Origin of the sequence: Luteimonas viscosa, from assembly GCF_008244685.1 — a bacterium.
GTDB classification, from domain to species: domain Bacteria; phylum Pseudomonadota; class Gammaproteobacteria; order Xanthomonadales; family Xanthomonadaceae; genus Luteimonas; species Luteimonas viscosa.
Map to the genome: position 1 here is coordinate 2,022,937 of NZ_VTFT01000001.1, position 16,228 is coordinate 2,039,164.

Genomic DNA, 16,228 nt, shown 5'->3' on the forward strand with positions numbered 1-16,228 from the left:
GTGTCTTGCCACAGCCCTGTCGCCATTGTCCTGGGCGCGCTAACATCTTCGTCGAGAACGTTTTGATTCAGGGATGATCGAACTGTGATCGAGCTGCAGGACGTGCACCGTCACTACGCGATGAGCGGCCAGACCGTGCATGCGCTGGCAGGTGTCGACCTGGAGGTCGCGTCCGGTGAGTTCGTTGCCATCACCGGTCAATCGGGCTCCGGCAAGTCCAGCCTGCTCAACATCCTCGGCTGCCTCGACCGTCCCAGCAGCGGCCGCTATCTGATCGAGGGCCATGACGTGGCCCTGTTCGACGACGAGACCGGGAGCGACATCCGCAACCGGCGCATCGGCTTCGTGTTCCAGAGCTTCCACCTGCTGCCGCGGCTGAGCGTGCTGGAGAACGTGTTGCTGCCGCTGCGCTTCCATCGCCAACCGCCGGCCGACGCGGCGCGCCACGCCGATGAACTGCTGGAGCGCGTGGGCCTGTGGCCGCGTCGCGACCATCGTCCCGGCGAACTGTCGGGCGGGCAGATGCAGCGCGCCGCCATCGCCCGCGCGCTGTTGCTCAGGCCGGCGCTGCTGCTGGCCGACGAACCCACCGGCAACCTCGACTCGAAGAGCGCCGCCGACGTGCTGGAACTGATCAGCGAAGTGCACCGCGACGGCCAGACCGTCGTGCTGGTGACCCACGACCACGACATCGCGAATCGCGCGCCTCGGCAGGTACGGCTGCGCGACGGCAGGATCGAGCATGACTCGGCACTGCATTAGCCTGACGCTGCTGCTGTGCACGGCGCTCGCGGCGCCGGCGTGGGCGGTGGTGCTGACCGGCGAGGTGCGCGCGGTCGACGCGCAGGCCGTCATCACCCCGCAGTCCAACTCCTCTCCCGTAGTCATCCGCTACTTCGTGCCCGACGGTGAGCCGGTGAAGCAGGGCGAGGTTGTGCTGCGGATCGACCCCGGGCAGTCGGCGGCGATGATCCCCGACCTCGAGGCAAAGATCGAACAGGCGCGCGCCCGCGGCGACAAGGAGATCGCCGAACTCGAGGTCAAGGCGGTCGACGCCGAGCTGGCGCTGGTCGACGCCGAGGCCGAGCTGGCGACGGCGCGGATCGATGCGAAGATCCCGAAGGGCCTGGTCTCCGACCTCGACCACGACCGCTACCAGGGCGAGCTCGACCGCACCACGCGCGAAGTCGCGCTGCAGCGCAGGCTGCTGGCCGAGGCGCGCGACGCGGTCCGCCGACGCCGCGAGGACAGCCGTCTCGAAGTCGACAAGCTGGTGATCCAGCGCGACTACCACGCCGCGCTGGTGCGCACTGCGGAAGTGCGCGCGGACCGCGACGGCATTGTCGTGCACGGATTCAACAACAACTGGCTCGGCGGTCGCATCGACGAGGGCTCCTCGACCATGCCCGGCAGCCGCGCCGGAGAGGTGGTCGGCGCCGGCGGCACGCTCGCGGTACGCGCGTGGGCGCTTCAACCCGACCGCCAGGGACTGCGCCGCGGACAGCCGGTGCGGCTGAGCTTCGACGCCCTGCCCGGCATCGTCGTCGACGGCCGCATCGACGGCATCGGCGGCGCGCCGGATCGCCGTCCCGAGTGGGGCCGCGGCCTGTACTTTCTCGTCGACATCGCATTCGACCCGGGTGAGCTGCCACTGATGCCGGGCATGAGCGTGCGCGTGGTCGCCGACGCGACGGACGCGGGAGCCGGGCGATGAGCGCGCGCCGCGCCTGCGCGCCCCTGTTCGCGCTGCTCGCGACCGCGCTGGCCGCACCCGCGTCGTCCGGCGACGTGCTGCGCATCGACGGCGAGGTCTACGCGCTGCGCGCCGCGCAGCTGATACCCCCGGTGGTCGATCGCCTGTGGCAGCTCAACATCACCCAGCTCGCGCCCGATGGCGCGCCCGTCAAGCAGGGCGACCCGGTCCTGGCCTTCGACAGCAGCCAGCTGACGCGTGACCTCGCCGAGAAGCAGAGCAAGCTGCAGGAGAAGCAGCGCGAGCTGGAAACGCTGCTGCTCGATCTGGCGGAGCGCGAGCGCACCGAGCGGCTCGCCACCGCCGAGGCCCGCGCCGCCCTCGAGAAGGCGCAGCGCAAGACCGGGCAACCGCGCGAACTGATCGCAGCGATGCAGTACGACAAGCTGGTCGCGGAGCGGCGCCGGGCCGAACGTCGCATGGCGCTGGCGCTGGCACGCGAGCGTCTGGCTGCCGAGCAGCGCCGGCAGGAGCGCCGTCTCGCCGAATCCGAGGTCGCGCAGTTGCAGGCCGATGTCGACCGGCTGCAGACGTCGATGGCGCAGATGACCCTGCAGGCGCCGCGCGACGGCGTGATGATGCACAAAAGCAACTGGAGCGGCGAGAAGTTCGACGTCGGCTCGCAGGTCTGGCGCGGCCAGACCATCGCCGAGATTCCGGACGCCTCCACCCTCGCGGTGCGCGCGCAGCTGCCCGAGCGCGACCTGCGGCGCGTGTCCGTGGGCACGTCGGCACGGATCGTGGTCGAGGGCGGCGGCGGCAGCACGCATCGCGGCAAGGTCAGCCGGATCGGACGCGCGGTGCGCAGCAAGTCGCAGGTCCAGCCGATTCCGGTGATCGACGTCGAACTCCGCCTCGACGATCCCGCGGCGAAGTTGCGCCCCGGCCAGGCGGTGCGGGTGGAACTCGCGGCCACCACCACCGCGACCGCATCGGCGGGCGTGCCACGATGAAGCCCAGGCCGCAGGCCTCGGGCCGCCTTGCCGCCCTGGTACCGGCGGCGTTGGTGCTGGCGCTGGCCGCCTGTGGCGGCGACACCACCCCGGCGGCCTCGGAAATCGTGACCCGGGGCGAGCTGCTGCTCGCCGTAGAGGGCGAGGGCGAACTGCGTTCCAGCAAGCCGACTCCGCTGAACGTCCCGGGCCGCAACTGGGCCACGCGCCAGGTCGAATGGATGCTGCCGGAAGGCAGCGTGGTGAAGAAGGGCGACCTGCTCGCGCGCTTCGTCGCGCCCGACGGCAAGCAGGAACTGGATCAGGCGCTGGTCGACCTGCAGCGCAACGCGTTGGCACGCATCGCCAAGGAGGGGGAGCTGCGGGCGGGGCAAGGCCGGGTCTCGGTGGACCTGTCGCAGGTCGCGATACAACTCGGCATCGCCCAGCGCTACGCCGATGCCGACCTCGACGCGTTTGCGCGCAACGAGGTGCTCGACGCGATCGAGGACAGCCGCTACCTGGGCGCGAAGCAGGACACGCTGGAATGGCGGCGCGCGCAGTCGGGCTCCCGTGGCGGCGCGGAGCTGGCGGTGCTCGACGCGCAGCGCGCGACGTTCGAGCTCAATGCGAAGACGCGGCAGGCCGACCTCGACGCGCTGGAACTGCGCGCGCCCAACGACGGCGTGCTGCTGCTGACCCCGAACTGGTCCGGCGACAAGCCGTTGGTCGGCGCGTCGATGTTCGCCGGCATCGAGTTCGGCAGCCTGCCGGACACCTCGGCGATGGAGGTGCAGATCGACCTGCCGCAGATCGAGGCGCAGGGTGTCGCCGTCGGCAACGAGGTGGAGCTGCATCCGCTCGGGCGCCCGGACCAGCGCTTCTCCAGCAAACTGTCGTGGGTCGCGAGCGCTGCCAAGACCCTGGGGCGCGAGAGCCCGGTGAAATACCTGTCGATGCGTGCGCCGGTGCCGGCCGAGGCGGTGAAGAAGCATGGCTTCGTGCCCGGGCAGCGCTTCGCCGCGAACGTGGTGCTGGCGCGCGAGCCGGCCGCGCTCGGCGTCGCCAACGTCGCCATCGAGCAGCAGGACGGCAAGCAGTGGGTACTGGTTCGTCGGGGTCGCGACTTCGAGCGCCGCGAGGTCGAACTCGGTGTGCGCGGCACCGCGCGCTCGCAGGTGCTCGAGGGGCTAGAGGACGGCGACGAGGTGCTGCTTTCCGCAGGCGGCCGGACGCTGCCGATCAGGGGCGGCGACGCGGAAGAAGTCGCGCACGAGGCCGCCGCCGCGGATCGGGCCGCCGACGACACCCGCGAGGATGCACGATGACCCCGTTGCTCGCGAAGCTGCCTCCCACATGGCGCGAGGCGATCGAAGAACTCTGGCGCCGCCGCCTGCGCACCCTGCTGACCCTGCTCGGCCTGATCTTCGGCGTCGGCGCGATCGTGGCGATGCAGGCGGTCGGCGAGGGCAGCCGGCGCGAGGCGTTGAAGCTGGTCGAGAGCCTCGGCCTGCGCAACCTGATCGCGGAGGCCAAGCCCCAGGACGACGCGACGCTCCGCGAGAACCGCGCCCGCAGCCTCGGCCTCACCGTGTCCGACGCGCAGGCAGCGCTGGCGGTGGTGCCCGGCGCGGAGAAGTTCGCTGCGGAAAAGCGCATCCGCACCCACTCGGTGTTCAGCGACCACGGCAGCAGCGACGCGCAGGCCAGCGGGGTCAGCCCCGACTGGTTCGAACTGTCGTCGCTGCAGGTCGCAGGTGGTCGCGCGCTCAACGCGGGCGACGACGAGACGCTGGCTGCGGTGGCGGTGCTCGGCCACCAGGCCGCGGCCAGCCTGTTTCCCGACGCCGATCCGGTCGGGCAACTGCTCAAGGTCAACCATGTCTGGCTGGAGGTGGTCGGCGTGCTCGCAGACCGCGACCTCGGCAAGGACGACTTCGAAGGCGTACAGCTGGGTTCGGAGAGCAATCGCGTGTTCGTGCCGCTCTCCAGTGCGCAGGCGCGCTTCCGCTTCGAGCCGCGCGAAGACCCGATCGACCGCTTTCTGCTGCGGCTCGACGCACCGGAGAAGCTGGCCGCCGGCGCCGGCGTGCTCGCCGCGGTGCTCGACCAGCGCCACGCCGGTATCGCCGACTACCAGCTGGTGGTGCCGCAGCAGCTGTTCCAGCAGCACCAGAAGACCCAGCGCATCTTCCAGGTGGTGATGGGAGCGATCGCCGGGGTGAGCCTGCTGGTCGGCGGCATCGGCATCATGAACATCATGCTCGCCAACGTGCTGGAGCGACGGCGCGAGATCGGCCTGTTGCGCGCGCTCGGCGCACGCAGGCGCGACGTGGTCGCGCAGTTCCTGCGCGAGGCCAGCGTGATCTGCATCGCCGGGGCGCTCCTCGGCCTGCTGTTCGGCGCGATGCTGGCCTACCTGATCGCGACCTTCGCGGGCTGGCAGGTGGCGTGGGCTCCGGTGCCGATCCTGCTGTCGGCAGCGTTCTGCTCGCTGGTCGGCCTGGCCTTCGGCGTGTATCCGGCGCGGCAGGCCGCGCAGCTCGATCCGATCGCCGCGCTGCGGCACGAGTAGCGCAGCGCAGAAGCGCGATCCCGCCGCGATGGCACGCGACGGCCTGCCCGCCTCAGCGCCGCGGCGGCTGCCAGCCCGGCGGCGGGTCGGGCGTCACGCCCGCCTCCTGGAGCACGCGTTCCACCAGTTGCTGTTCGGTGCGGATGGACGGGTCGGCGAGCAGCCGCGCGAACTGCGCCGCGCCACCACGCGGCTGCTGCTGCGCGATGCGGCCCCATTCGAGCATGCGCCAGTCCATGCGGCGCAGGCGCGCGTCGATGTCCGCGCGCTCGGCGGGCGTGGTCGCGAGCGTACGCAGCATGCCGAGGCCCGCCTGCTCGTCGGCGACGCTGGAGGGGGTCTCGGCGAGCAGGGTCGCCACGTGGCGGCAGTCGTCGCGGCGTGCCGGCAGCGCGCGCAGCATGTCGGCGCCGCAGGCTTCGGCCAGGGTCGCGTAGGCCGGCATCGCGATCGCGGCCCACAGGCCAGTCGCCGAGATGGCCGCAGCCTCCTCGGCGTCGAACGCCTCGCCGGCGCTCAGCGCCGCCTGCTCCGCGGCGGTCGGCGGATGCCGGCGCCAGGCCGAGGCGATCCAGCGCACGCCTTCGTACATGCGCGCGTCGGCGCGGGTGGCGTTGCGCGCGGCCGCCAGCAGGGCGTCGGCGGTGAGGTCCGCGTACAGCAGCGGCATCAGGTTGCCCGGGTCCGCCGCCTGCCAGCGGCGGGCGGCCTCGCGACGCGGCTCCGATCCGGCGGGCGTGGCCGCCACCAGCAGCTGGTGGGCGATCGGGTCGTCGCCGGCCTTCGCGGCCGCGGTGCGCAGCCAGGCATCGACCTGCGGGTCGCGCGGCGCCCGTCGCGATGGCGCTTCGCCGTCGGGCGCGCGCACCTGCGGCGCGTTGGCGGCGGTTCGCAGCACCGCCGCCAGGGCCAGTTCGCGGGCGCCGCCTCCGCGCGCCAGCGTACCGGCCAGCCGTGCGGTGTAGGTCTGGTGCGCGGCGGCCTGCGCCAGTGACGCGGGATCCGCGTCGTCCTCCCACTCCTGCGCATGCGCGACAGGCAGGAGCAGCAGCGCGGCCATCAGCAGGACTCGGATCATGGCGTGGGTTCCGGCGGGAATCGCGACAGGATAGCCGCGTCGCATCCACGCCGCGTCAGTAGCCCGCCGCCTGCCCGTCCTTGCGCGACTCGCTGGCGCCGATCCAGCCGCCCTGCGGATTGACCATGATCGCCTGGTAGCCGCCGTAGGGGCCGTCGGCGAAGCGCACGCTGTGCCCCTTGCGCATCAGCGCGCGCACGGTTTCGTAGGAGAAGCCGGTTTCCAGGTCGAGCTCGCCGCCGTCGGCCATCGCGGTCGCCTGCCCCGCCGGATCGGTGGACCCGTCGTGCTGGATGCGCGGTGCGTCGCCGGCCTCCTGCAGGTTCATGCCGAAGTCGATCAGGTTGAGCAGGATCTGCACGTGGCCCTGCGGCTGCATCGCCCCGCCCATCACCCCGTAGCTCAGCCAGGGCTTGCCGTCCTTCGTGACGAAGGCCGGGATGATGGTGTGGAACGGGCGCTTGCCGGGCTCGAAGCTGTTGGGGTGGCCGGCCTTGAGCACGAACTGCTCGCCGCGGTCCTGCAGGATGAAGCCCAGCCCCGGCGGCGCCATGCCGCTGCCCATGCCGCGGTAGTTGGACTGGATCAGCGAGACCATCATGCCGTCGGCATCGGCGGTGGCGAGGTAGATGGTGTCGCCTTCGTCGAGTTGCGCGGGCGTGCCGGGCTGTACTTCCTGCAACGCGCGGTCCATCGAGACCAGCTTGCCGCGCTCGCGCGCATATGCCTTCGACACCAGTTTCGCCACCGGCGCCGGGTGGAAGGCGGGATCGGCGTACCAGCGCGCGCGATCGGCGAAGGCCAGCTTCTTGGCTTCGGTGAACAGGTGCACGTGTTCGGGGCTGCCGAAGCCGAATCCCTTCAGATCGTAGGGTTCGAGCAGGTTGAGGATCTGCAGCGCGGCGATGCCCTGGCCGCTCGGCGGCAGTTCCCAGAGGTCGTAGCCGCGGTAGTTGGTGCTGACCGGATCGACCCACTCGCCCGTGTGCGCCGCCATGTCTTCGTAGGACAGGAATCCGTCGTTGGCCTTGAAGTAGGCGTCGATGGTGCGGGCGATGCCGCCCTTGTAGAACGCGTCGCGGCCGCCCTCGGCGATCGTCGAGAGGGTGTTGGCGAGGTTCGGGTTCTTCCAGGTCTCGCCGGTGCGCGGTGCGCGGCCGTCGATGGTGAACTGTTCGGCGAAGCCCGGCCATTTCGACAGCCGCGGCACCGAGCGGTCCCAGTAGTACGCGATCGTCTCGTGCACGGGATGGCCCGCGCGCGCGTAGGCGATCGCGGGGGCGAGGTTCTGCGCCATCGTGCGCTTGCCGAAGCGGCCGTGCAGCGCGAACCAGCCGTCGACGGTGCCCGGCACGGTGACCGGCAGCGGGCCGTGCGGCGGAATGTCCTTCAGGCCGCGGCGTTCGAACTCCGCCAGCGTCAGCAACCTTGGCGAGCGCCCGGAACCGTTGTAGCCATGCAGTTTGCCGGTCTTCGGATCCCAGACGATCGCGAACAGGTCGCCGCCGATGCCGTTGCCGGTCGGCTCCATCAGCCCCAGCGCGGCATTGGCCGCGATCGCGGCATCGACCGCGCTGCCGCCTGCCTTCATCACGTCGAGCGCGATCTGGGTGGCCAGCGGATGCGAAGTCGCGGCCATCGCGTGCGGGGCATACACCTCGCTGCGGGTGGCGAAGAGCTTGCCTGTGATGCGGTCGGCGGCGGAGCCGGCGGCCCCCGCCAGCACTGCGGCCGCGCCGAAGGCGGTGATCAGGAGGGTCTTGCGCACTGTTGCCACCGTCCGGCTATGTCGAATCGCAATACCTTAGCGCGTCACGCGCGTGATGGACTCCGCGCCGCGATCACTCAGGGCCAGGCTGGCGGGTCCTGGCGCCATGCCTCGAGCACCTCGGCCAACGTGGCGCGGTCGGCTTCGCTCCAGTCCGGCAACAGGCCGGGCAGGGCCGCGGGATTGCTCCAGCGATCCGGATACGTGCGTACCGCTGCGGCATACCACGCGACGGCCTCGTCCCTGCGGCCGAGCTTCCAGAGCGCCAGCGCGAACGTCGGCGGCACCCACGACGGGTGGACGATACGATCGGCATGGGCCTGCGTCCACAGCGACAGCGCGGCATCAAGCTGGCCGACGCGGTACAGATCCCAGGCCTGGTTCCACTGCAGCGTACGGCGACGCATGCTGCCTTCTGCAAGCTGCATGGCGCGCGCGTACAGGGCAAGGCCTGTGTCCGTGCGCCCGGAGGCCATTGCCAGGTGCGCGAGTTGCGCCGCCGACTGGCCGGCGTTGCGACCGCCGCGCTCCATCAGACGCACCAGGCGCTCGATGGTCGCCTCGTCTTCGCCTTCGATCGCAATGGGGACGGTGACGCTGTCGTCCTCGTCGAAATAGAACTCGGCCGGCCCGGGCAGCGATTGCGCCGCGGCGGCGGAAGAAAGGCCCGCGAACAGCGCGAACAGAACGAACGTGCACGCGTGCGTGAACGCACGTGTCTTCGGTTTCATGACTGGAAGTCCCCTGTGTACTGCAACTGCCTCCCGTCGCAATTGTACTGGCGCAGCATCCGGAGCGCAGAAACGGGGTCACGCTCCGCGCCGATGTCGCAGCAGCGCGGCCGTGCGGAAGGTGCTCGCAGGAGCCTGCCGATGCAAGCACCGGCCTCCGACGGTTCCCCTCTCCTGCCCGCCCGGGGCGGCGCCCGGGCGCGACGACCACAATGAACGCCCGCGGGATACCCGTCTCGCGAGAAGGGGCGACGCATGGTCGGGGGACGAATGAAGGTCTCCGACACCGGAGACCGGCCGCACGGCAACGATCCCTCTCCGGCAGGGCTCCGGCCCGGCCCACGCTGTGCCGCAGGGCGGTTACGGCCAACGCCCCTCGGGCACGCCCTAGCTGACCTCGGCCCTCCGGCGCGCTAGGTTTGCCGTACCGTTTGGTACGGAGACGGCCATGGGCGTCGACATCTCACCTGTCCTCGATTCCGGTTCCCGCTGGCAGCCGCCGGCGACGACCCTGCCCTCGACGACATCCACCGCGTCGCCCGTGAGCTACGCCGGCTATCGTCCGGAAACGAGCTACCACCCGCAGTTGCAGCCGCCGGGCACCTCCCCCACCGGCAGCCTGCCGCCCTCCACCGCCGGCGGCACCTACGGCATTCCTTCCGGCAGCACACTGAACGACGTCGCCAGCGGCACGCAGGCCCAGCCGTTCGACGTGACCCTGTCGCAGCTGGCGACCGCGGTCTACGGCACCCGCGGCGATCCGCCGGAAGGCTGGAGCGCGGTGAGCGATGCGCAGCTGCAGGAGATGGGCGTGGCCGACCCGCAGGCCTGGCGCCTGCAGTACCTGGGCGCGAACGACAGCGTGCCCAACAACGCCCAGGAGTTCCTCGCCGAGGTCTACACCGACGGCGAGGGCAACTACGTGCTGTCGTATCGGGGTACCGCCGAAGGTGCCGACGACTGGGACAACAATTTCCGCCAGGGCCTGGGCTACGAGACCCGCGACGGCGACAAGTTCAGCGTCACCGCGGTCAACACCGCGGTCGAGTTCGCGCGCGTGTTCGGCGACAACCCGGGCGGCGAGTCCAGCAACCTGGCCATCACCGGCCACTCGCAGGGGGGCGGGCTGGCCTCGGTCGGCTCCCTGGCCAGTGGCGTGCCGGCGGTCACCTTCGACGCCTCGGGCATCCATCCCAACACCTTCGACCGCATCGGCATCGACCCGCAGCGCGCGCGCGACCTGGCCGAAGGCGGCCAGATCCGCGCCTACTCGCTGCGCGACGACGCGCTGACCAACGCCCAGGACGCGTGGCTCACCGGCATCGTCGCACCGGACGCGATCGGCACCCAGATCGTGGTCGCCCCCGCCAGTGCCGACGAACACAACATGTTCACCAACTACGGGCCGATCGAGGGCTTCTCGCCCGGGCAGAGCGAACTGATCAACACCGGCGTCGAGGCGGCGCGGCACACGCCGTTCCTGCCGATCAACCCGGCCACCGGCCTGGTGACCGGCGGCGTGAACCTGGTCGGCGACGTCGCCTACGCGGCCATCAGCCACAGCCCCAACGCACTGACCGCCGGCATGGTCGAGCACCAGCCCTGGCAGCCGGGCTACGAGAATCCCTCCAACTTCGGCCGCGACGTTCAGAACCTGCTGCCCGACGAGTTGAAGGACGACTACGCGCGCAACGTGCACGACTTCGCCACCGACATCGACGGCGTGGTCGCCGGCGACTTCGCCGATGGCCAGTACGTGCAGGGCGGCGCCAGCCTGGCCGGCGACTTCGCCGAGGGCTTCTTCAACTCCACCGGCGATACCGTCGACCGGTACGCGGATTCGCTGGCCACCAGCATCGACGAGAACGTGGATGGCTGGGTCGGCGACGTGCTCTCGGGTACCGTGGACGTCGGCGGGGATGCGGTCGAGTTCGTGGCCGATACCGGGGGCCAGGTGGTCGAGTCGCTGGCCGACGGCGCCGGCTGGGTGGCGCAGGGCGCCACCAATCTGGTCGGTGGACTGTTCGGGCGCTGACCGGCCACGGCCGGGAGCCACGGCTTGCGTCCGGGTATGATCGGCGCTGAAATGGCGCGTATGCGCCGCTTCCCCGCGATCGCGTCCGCGATCCTCCTCTGCTACGCCACGGGATGCGCCCGGCCGTCCATGAGCAACGACGCCTTCTCCAGTCCCGAACTGTCCGTGCTGGCCGACGCGGTGGCGCGCGGCGACACGACCGAGATCCGGCGCCAGCTCGAACGCATCGAGGTCGATACGCCCGGCAGCGACGGCAGCACGCTGCTGATGGCCGCGATCAAGGCCGGGAACCAGGCGAGCGTCGAGGCGCTGCTCGAAGGCGGTGCGGATCCGAACCGGGTGGGTCCGCGCGGCGACACGCCGGTGCATGCAGCCGCGTTCTCCGGCAACGCCGACCTGCTGCGCACGGTGCTGGCGCGCGGCGGCGACGCGAACGCGCGCAACCCGCATACCGGCGCCACGCCGCTGGTGCAGGCGCTGCTCTCACCGGAGGCGAAGCAGTACGCCGTGCTTCTGGAAGCCGGCGCCGACCCCGACATCGCCGACGACAACGGCGATACGCCGCTGCACGTCGCCGCACGCACCAACAATGGCGACGCGATCCTGGCCCTGCTCGAGGGCGGCGCCTCGCCGCTGGCGAAGAATGCAGGCGGCGCCAGCTTCCAGTCGTATTACTTCGGCTACAACCGCGCGATCCTCAACGATCGTGCGCTGGGCGAGCGCAAGGCCGTGGCGGACTGGCTCGAGGCCAACGGCGTGCCTCTGGAAACGGCGGTGAGCGAGGCCGACCGGTAGGCGCACGACAGGCATCGCGCCCGCTGCGCCGCAGCCGCACTACCCGCAACCGCGCCTTCGGCGCGCCCCCATCCGCCTTCGGCACCTTCCACCCGTAAAGGGCGCAATGCGCCGCAAAGCGGGGGAAGGGACAACGAGCTCCCTCTCCCGCTTGCGGGAGAGGGGTGGGGTGAGGGTCGTGGCCGCCGCCGCGATTGCCTTGCGCCTTCGGCGCGCCCCCGTCTCCTTCGGCACCTTCCCCCGCAAAGCGGGGGAAGGGTCAGGGCAAAGGATCAGGGAATCCTGGCGGCCGGCGCGCTCTCCTTGGACGGCCCTTTGCGACCCTCAGGCCGCGGCGGCGTGCGAGCGTTCGAACTGCTCCTCCTCGGTCGAGCCCTTGAGCGCGGTGACGCTGGAGCTGCCGCCCTGGATCACCGTGGTCACGTCGTCGAAGTAGCCGGCGCCGACTTCCTGCTGGTGCGAGACGAAGGTGTAGCCCTTGTCGCGCGCGGCAAACTCGGGTTCCTGCACCTGCTCGACGTAGTGGCGCATGCCCTCGCCGCGCGCGTAGTCGTGCGCGAAGCGGAAGGTGTTGAACCAGTTGATGTGGATGCCGGCCAGGGTGATGAACTGGTACTTGTAGCCCAGCGCCGAGAGTTCGTCCTGGAAGGAAGCGATCTGGCGGTCGTCGAGGTTTTTCTTCCAGTTGAAGCTGGGCGAGCAGTTGTAGCTCAGCAGCTTGCCCGGATGCTTGGCATGCACCGCCTGCGCGAACTCGCGGGCGAAGCCGATGTCGGGCGTGCCGGTCTCGCACCACACCAGGTCGGCGTACGGCGCGTAGGCCACGCCGCGGCTGATCGCCTGCTCCAGGCCGTTCTTCACCTTGTAGAAGCCCTCGGCGGTGCGGGTTCCGGTGACGAACGGACGGTCGTTGGCGTCGAAGTCCGAGGTCAGCAGGGTCGCGGCCTCGGCGTCGGTGCGCGCCAGCACCACGGTCGGCACGCCGAGCACGTCGGCCGCCAGTCGCGCCGACACCAGCTTCTGGATCGCCTCCTGGGTGGGCACCAGCACCTTGCCGCCCATGTGCCCGCACTTCTTCACCGCCGCCAGCTGGTCCTCGAAGTGCACCGCCGCCGCGCCGGCGCCGATCATGTTCTTCATCAGTTCGAAGGCATTGAGCACGCCGCCGAAGCCGGCCTCGCCGTCGGCGACGATCGGCAGGAAGAAGTCGATCGCATCCTCCTCCTTCATCTTCCCGTCGCAGATCGCCTTCCACTGGATTTCGTCGGCGCGCTGGAAGGTGTTGTTGATCCGCCGCACCATCGTCGGCACCGAGTCGTAGGCGTACAGCGACTGGTCCGGATACATGGTCTCCGACGTGTTGCCGTCGGCGGCCACCTGCCAGCCCGACAGGTACACCGCCTCCAGCCCGGCCTTGGCCTGCTGCATCGCCTGGCCGGCGCTGATCGCGCCGAAGGCGTTGACGTAGCCCTTCTTCGCGCCGCCGTTGACCAGCGTCCACAGCTTCTCGGCGCCGCGTCTGGCGAGCGTGTGCTCCGGCTGCAGGCTGCCGCGCAGGCGCACCACGTCGCCGGCCGAGTACGGGCGTTCGATGCCGGCCCAGCGCGGGTCGGTGTTCCATTGCTGCTGTAGCTCGGTGATCTGTTGCTTCTGCGTGGACATGGGGATCTCCGGTGGAGCAGTGATTCGTGGATTGGTGATTGGTGATTCGGAAGAGCGGAGGGCTGGCGTTCGCGGCGGGATCGGCTTTTCCAATCACCAGTCACGAATCACCCTCACCGCTCCTCAGATCCGCTCGTAAGCCGGCAGCGTCAGGAACTCCTCGAGCGTGGCGCGATGGGTCAGTTCCTCAAGCAGCGCGATCGCCTCCTGCACGCGGCCGGCGCCCGGAATCGGCTGGCCAGCCAGGCGCGAGGGCAGGTTGAGCAGCACGCGGTCGAACAGCGCCTCGTCGATCACGGTGCCGTCGTGCAGGTGCAGCGGGGTGTTGCCGCCATCGGCCGCATGCAGCCACTGCCACAGCTGGGTGCGCGCGATCTCGGCGGTGGCGGCATCCTCCATCAGCCAGTGGATCGGCACGCAGCCGTTGCCGTCGAGCCACGCGGCGAGGTAGCGCACGCAGACCTCGACGTTGTTCTCGAAGCCGATGCGGGTGATCGTGCCCAGCGACGGCACCAGCAGGTCGCGGCCGGTGACGATCACCTCCTCGCGCCCCAGGTGCTGCTGGTGCGGGCCGGGCATGCGCTCGTCGAACACCTCCCGCGCCAGCGGGATCAACGCCGGGTGCGCGACCCAGGTGCCGTCGTGGCCGGCGGTCACCTCGCGCAGCTTGTCCGCGCGCACCCGCGCCAGCGCCTGTTCGTTGGCTTCCTCGTCGTTGCCGATCGGGATCTGCGCTGCCATGCCGCCCATCGCGTGCGCGCCGCGGCGATGGCAGGTCTGGATCAGCAGTTCCGAGTACGACTTGAGGAAGGGCTGGGTCATCGTCACCTGGCTGCGCTCTGGCAGGACCCGGTCGCGGTGCGCACGCAGGGTCTTGATGTAGGAAAAGATGTAGTCCCAGCGCCCGCAGTTGAGGCCGACGATGCGCCCGCGCAGGGCGTGCAGGATCTCGTCCATCTCGAATGCAGCCGGCAGGGTCTCGATCAGCACCGTGACCTTCATCTGCCCTTGCGGCAGGCCGAGCTCATGCTCGATGTGCGTCAACACCTCGTTCCACAGCGCCGCCTCTTCCATCGACTGCAGCTTGGGCAGGTAGAAGTACGGGCCGCGGTCCTTCGCCGCCAGCGCCGTGGCGTTGAGCCAGGCGAACAGGCCGAGGTCGAACAGGGCGGCGGACATGCGCTGGCCCCGTCCTCCCTGGTCGGGGCCGGCGTCCACCAGCACGTGCTTCTCGTCCAGGTGCCAGCCGCGCGGGCGCACGATCAGCACTGCGCGCTCGTCCTCGGGGCGCAGCGCGTAGCGCTTGCCGTTGTCGGCGGTGAATTCGAGCGTGCCGGCGATCGCCGCGCGCAGCGCACGCTGGCCGGCGACGAGGTTGTCCCAGGTCGGCGCGGTCGAATCCTCGAAGTCGGCCATGTAGCAGTTCGCGCCCGAGTTCAGCGCGTTGATCACCATCTTCGGGTCGACCGGCCCGGTGATCTCGACCCGGCGGTCGAGCAGTGCCGCCGGCACCGGCGCCACGCGCCAGTTGCCGTCGCGGATCGCGCGGGTGTCCTCGCGGAAATCCGGCAGGGCGCCGGCGTCGAATCCCGCCTGGCGACGGCGGCGTTCCGCGAGGCATGCCTGCCGCGCCGGTTCGAACCTGCGGTGGAGCTCGGCCAGGAAGGCCTGCGCGCCGTCGTCGAGCAGGTCGGCGACAGCGGCGGGATCGGACAGTTCGATGCCGGGGGCGATCCGGGAGGGCTTCAGGACGGCGGACATGGCGGGCTCCATTGGATGTTGCAGTGCAGCGCCACCATCCGCCCGACCCAATTATTTGACAAGACAGTTTTTACAATGTAATTCATAAGTTTTACAAATACGTTAGCCGAATCAATGCCTTCCAACGGCAATGCACCCCCGCGATTCGCCTACAAGGCCGACCGGCTCAAGCCGTTGCGCGCCTTTTGCCAGACCGTCCGGCTGGGCTCGGTGTCGCGCGCGGCCGAGGCGCTGTACGTCAGCCAGCCTGCGGTAACCCTGCAACTGCAGGCGCTGGAGCGGGAACTGGGCGAGAAGCTGTTCGAGCGCAGCGGCCGGCGGTTGGCGCCGACCCGCGCCGGGGAGGCGCTGTACGAACTGGCGCGGCCGCTGGTGGACGGCATCGACACCCTGCCCACCGCGTTCCGCAGCCAGCTCAAGGGCATGGACGCGGGCGAGCTCAACATCGCCGCCAACAGCTCGACCATCCTCTACCTGCTGCCGCGGATCGTGGAGCGCTTCCGCCAGCACCACGCCGACGTGCGCCTGAGCCTGCACAACACCGTCAGCGCCGACGGTACCGACCTGCTGCGCGCGGACGCGGTGGACCTGGTGGTCGGCTCGATGCACGACGTGCCGGCGGACCTGGTGTACGAACCGCTGCACCGCTTCGAGCAGCGGCTGGTGCTGCCGCCGGGACATCCGCTGGCGGACAAGGCCGACCTGACCCTGGCCGACATCGGCCGCTACGGCCTGATCCTGCCGCCCAAGCGGCAGATCACCTGGCGCCTGGTCGACCTGGTGTTCCAGCAGAACCGCGTGCCCTACACGGTCGCGCTCGAGGTCGGCGGCTGGGAGGTGATCAAGCAGTACGTGGCGATGGGCATGGGCATCAGCATCCTGTCCTCGATCTGCCTGACCGAGGCCGACCGCGGCCGCCTCGTCACCCGCCCGCTCGACGCCTTCTTCCCCGCCCGAAGCTACGGCGTGGTGATGCGCAAGGGCAAGCTGCCGTCACCGCAGGCGCGCGCCTTCATGGACCTGATCCAGCCCGACCTGTTCGTGCGCCGCGACTACTACGACAGCGGGCATTCGGAGCGCTGAGGGCGCGCCCCCCTATTTACTTTTGCCGCGCAGCGGGCGGAAGATGCCGCCGCAC

Annotated in this window: 13 protein-coding genes; 8 read left to right on the forward strand and 5 right to left on the reverse strand. The window is 70.4% G+C overall.

The window, feature by feature from the left end; genetic code table 11:
- Window positions 1–84 precede the first annotated feature (84 nt).
- From FZO89_RS08945 to FZO89_RS08960, 5 genes are read left to right on the forward strand one after another with little or no spacing between them, the layout of a single operon-like run.
- Window positions 85–762: an ABC transporter ATP-binding protein gene (locus FZO89_RS08945; RefSeq protein WP_262378586.1), complete on the forward strand. Its 678-nt coding sequence runs from the start codon at window positions 85–87 to the stop codon at window positions 760–762.
- Window positions 743–1,714, forward strand: a complete 972-nt coding sequence (locus tag FZO89_RS18805; RefSeq protein ID WP_262378587.1) for an HlyD family secretion protein — start codon at window positions 743–745, stop codon at window positions 1,712–1,714. Before FZO89_RS08945 ends, FZO89_RS18805 begins: the two co-directional genes overlap by 20 nt.
- Complete coding sequence (locus FZO89_RS18810) at window positions 1,711–2,706, forward strand: HlyD family secretion protein (protein ID WP_262378588.1); 996 nt, start codon at window positions 1,711–1,713, stop codon at window positions 2,704–2,706. Before FZO89_RS18805 ends, FZO89_RS18810 begins: the two co-directional genes overlap by 4 nt.
- A complete protein-coding gene (locus FZO89_RS08955; RefSeq protein WP_187471100.1) occupies window positions 2,703–4,013 on the forward strand; it encodes an efflux RND transporter periplasmic adaptor subunit in 1,311 nt (436 codons plus the stop codon). Before FZO89_RS18810 ends, FZO89_RS08955 begins: the two co-directional genes overlap by 4 nt.
- Window positions 4,010–5,260 carry an ABC transporter permease gene (locus FZO89_RS08960; protein ID WP_149102928.1) on the forward strand — a complete coding sequence of 417 codons (1,251 nt, stop codon included), beginning with the start codon at window positions 4,010–4,012 and terminating at the stop codon, window positions 5,258–5,260. The genes FZO89_RS08955 and FZO89_RS08960 overlap by 4 nt, the downstream gene beginning before the upstream one ends.
- Before the next feature lie 52 nt (window positions 5,261–5,312).
- Here FZO89_RS08960 and FZO89_RS08965 read toward each other — a convergent pair whose 3' ends face one another.
- The 3 genes from FZO89_RS08965 to FZO89_RS08975 form a co-directional block, all read right to left on the reverse strand.
- Complete coding sequence (locus tag FZO89_RS08965; protein ID WP_149102929.1) at window positions 5,313–6,338, reverse strand: hypothetical protein; 1,026 nt, start codon at window positions 6,336–6,338, stop codon at window positions 5,313–5,315.
- A 55-nt stretch (window positions 6,339–6,393) separates the two neighbouring features.
- Complete coding sequence (gene ggt / locus FZO89_RS08970; RefSeq protein WP_149104109.1) at window positions 6,394–8,091, reverse strand: gamma-glutamyltransferase; 1,698 nt, start codon at window positions 8,089–8,091, stop codon at window positions 6,394–6,396.
- Between the two features lie 92 nt (window positions 8,092–8,183).
- Window positions 8,184–8,837: a tetratricopeptide repeat protein gene (locus FZO89_RS08975; RefSeq protein WP_149102930.1), complete on the reverse strand. Its 654-nt coding sequence runs from the start codon at window positions 8,835–8,837 to the stop codon at window positions 8,184–8,186.
- A 448-nt stretch (window positions 8,838–9,285) separates the two neighbouring features.
- On the opposite strand from FZO89_RS08975, the gene FZO89_RS08980 reads away from it, so the two are divergent.
- Window positions 9,286–10,872: a Tle-like phospholipase domain-containing protein gene (locus FZO89_RS08980; protein ID WP_149102931.1), complete on the forward strand. Its 1,587-nt coding sequence runs from the start codon at window positions 9,286–9,288 to the stop codon at window positions 10,870–10,872.
- Between the two features lie 129 nt (window positions 10,873–11,001).
- Entirely contained in the window at window positions 11,002–11,667 is a 666-nt protein-coding gene (locus FZO89_RS08985) for an ankyrin repeat domain-containing protein (RefSeq protein WP_187471101.1), read from the forward strand.
- A gap of 324 nt (window positions 11,668–11,991) precedes the next feature.
- Here the strand turns inward: FZO89_RS08985 and aceA are convergent, their stop codons facing one another.
- Both aceA and aceB read right to left on the reverse strand, forming a co-directional pair.
- Entirely contained in the window at window positions 11,992–13,329 is a 1,338-nt protein-coding gene (gene aceA / locus FZO89_RS08990) for an isocitrate lyase (protein WP_149102933.1), read from the reverse strand.
- A gap of 123 nt (window positions 13,330–13,452) precedes the next feature.
- On the reverse strand, window positions 13,453–15,102 hold the full coding sequence (aceB, locus tag FZO89_RS08995; protein ID WP_425480439.1) for a malate synthase A: 1,650 nt from the start codon (window positions 15,100–15,102) through the stop codon (window positions 13,453–13,455).
- A gap of 102 nt (window positions 15,103–15,204) precedes the next feature.
- Between aceB and FZO89_RS09000 the strand changes: the two genes are divergently transcribed.
- Complete coding sequence (locus FZO89_RS09000; RefSeq protein ID WP_149102935.1) at window positions 15,205–16,173, forward strand: LysR family transcriptional regulator; 969 nt, start codon at window positions 15,205–15,207, stop codon at window positions 16,171–16,173.
- Window positions 16,174–16,228 lie beyond the last annotated feature (55 nt).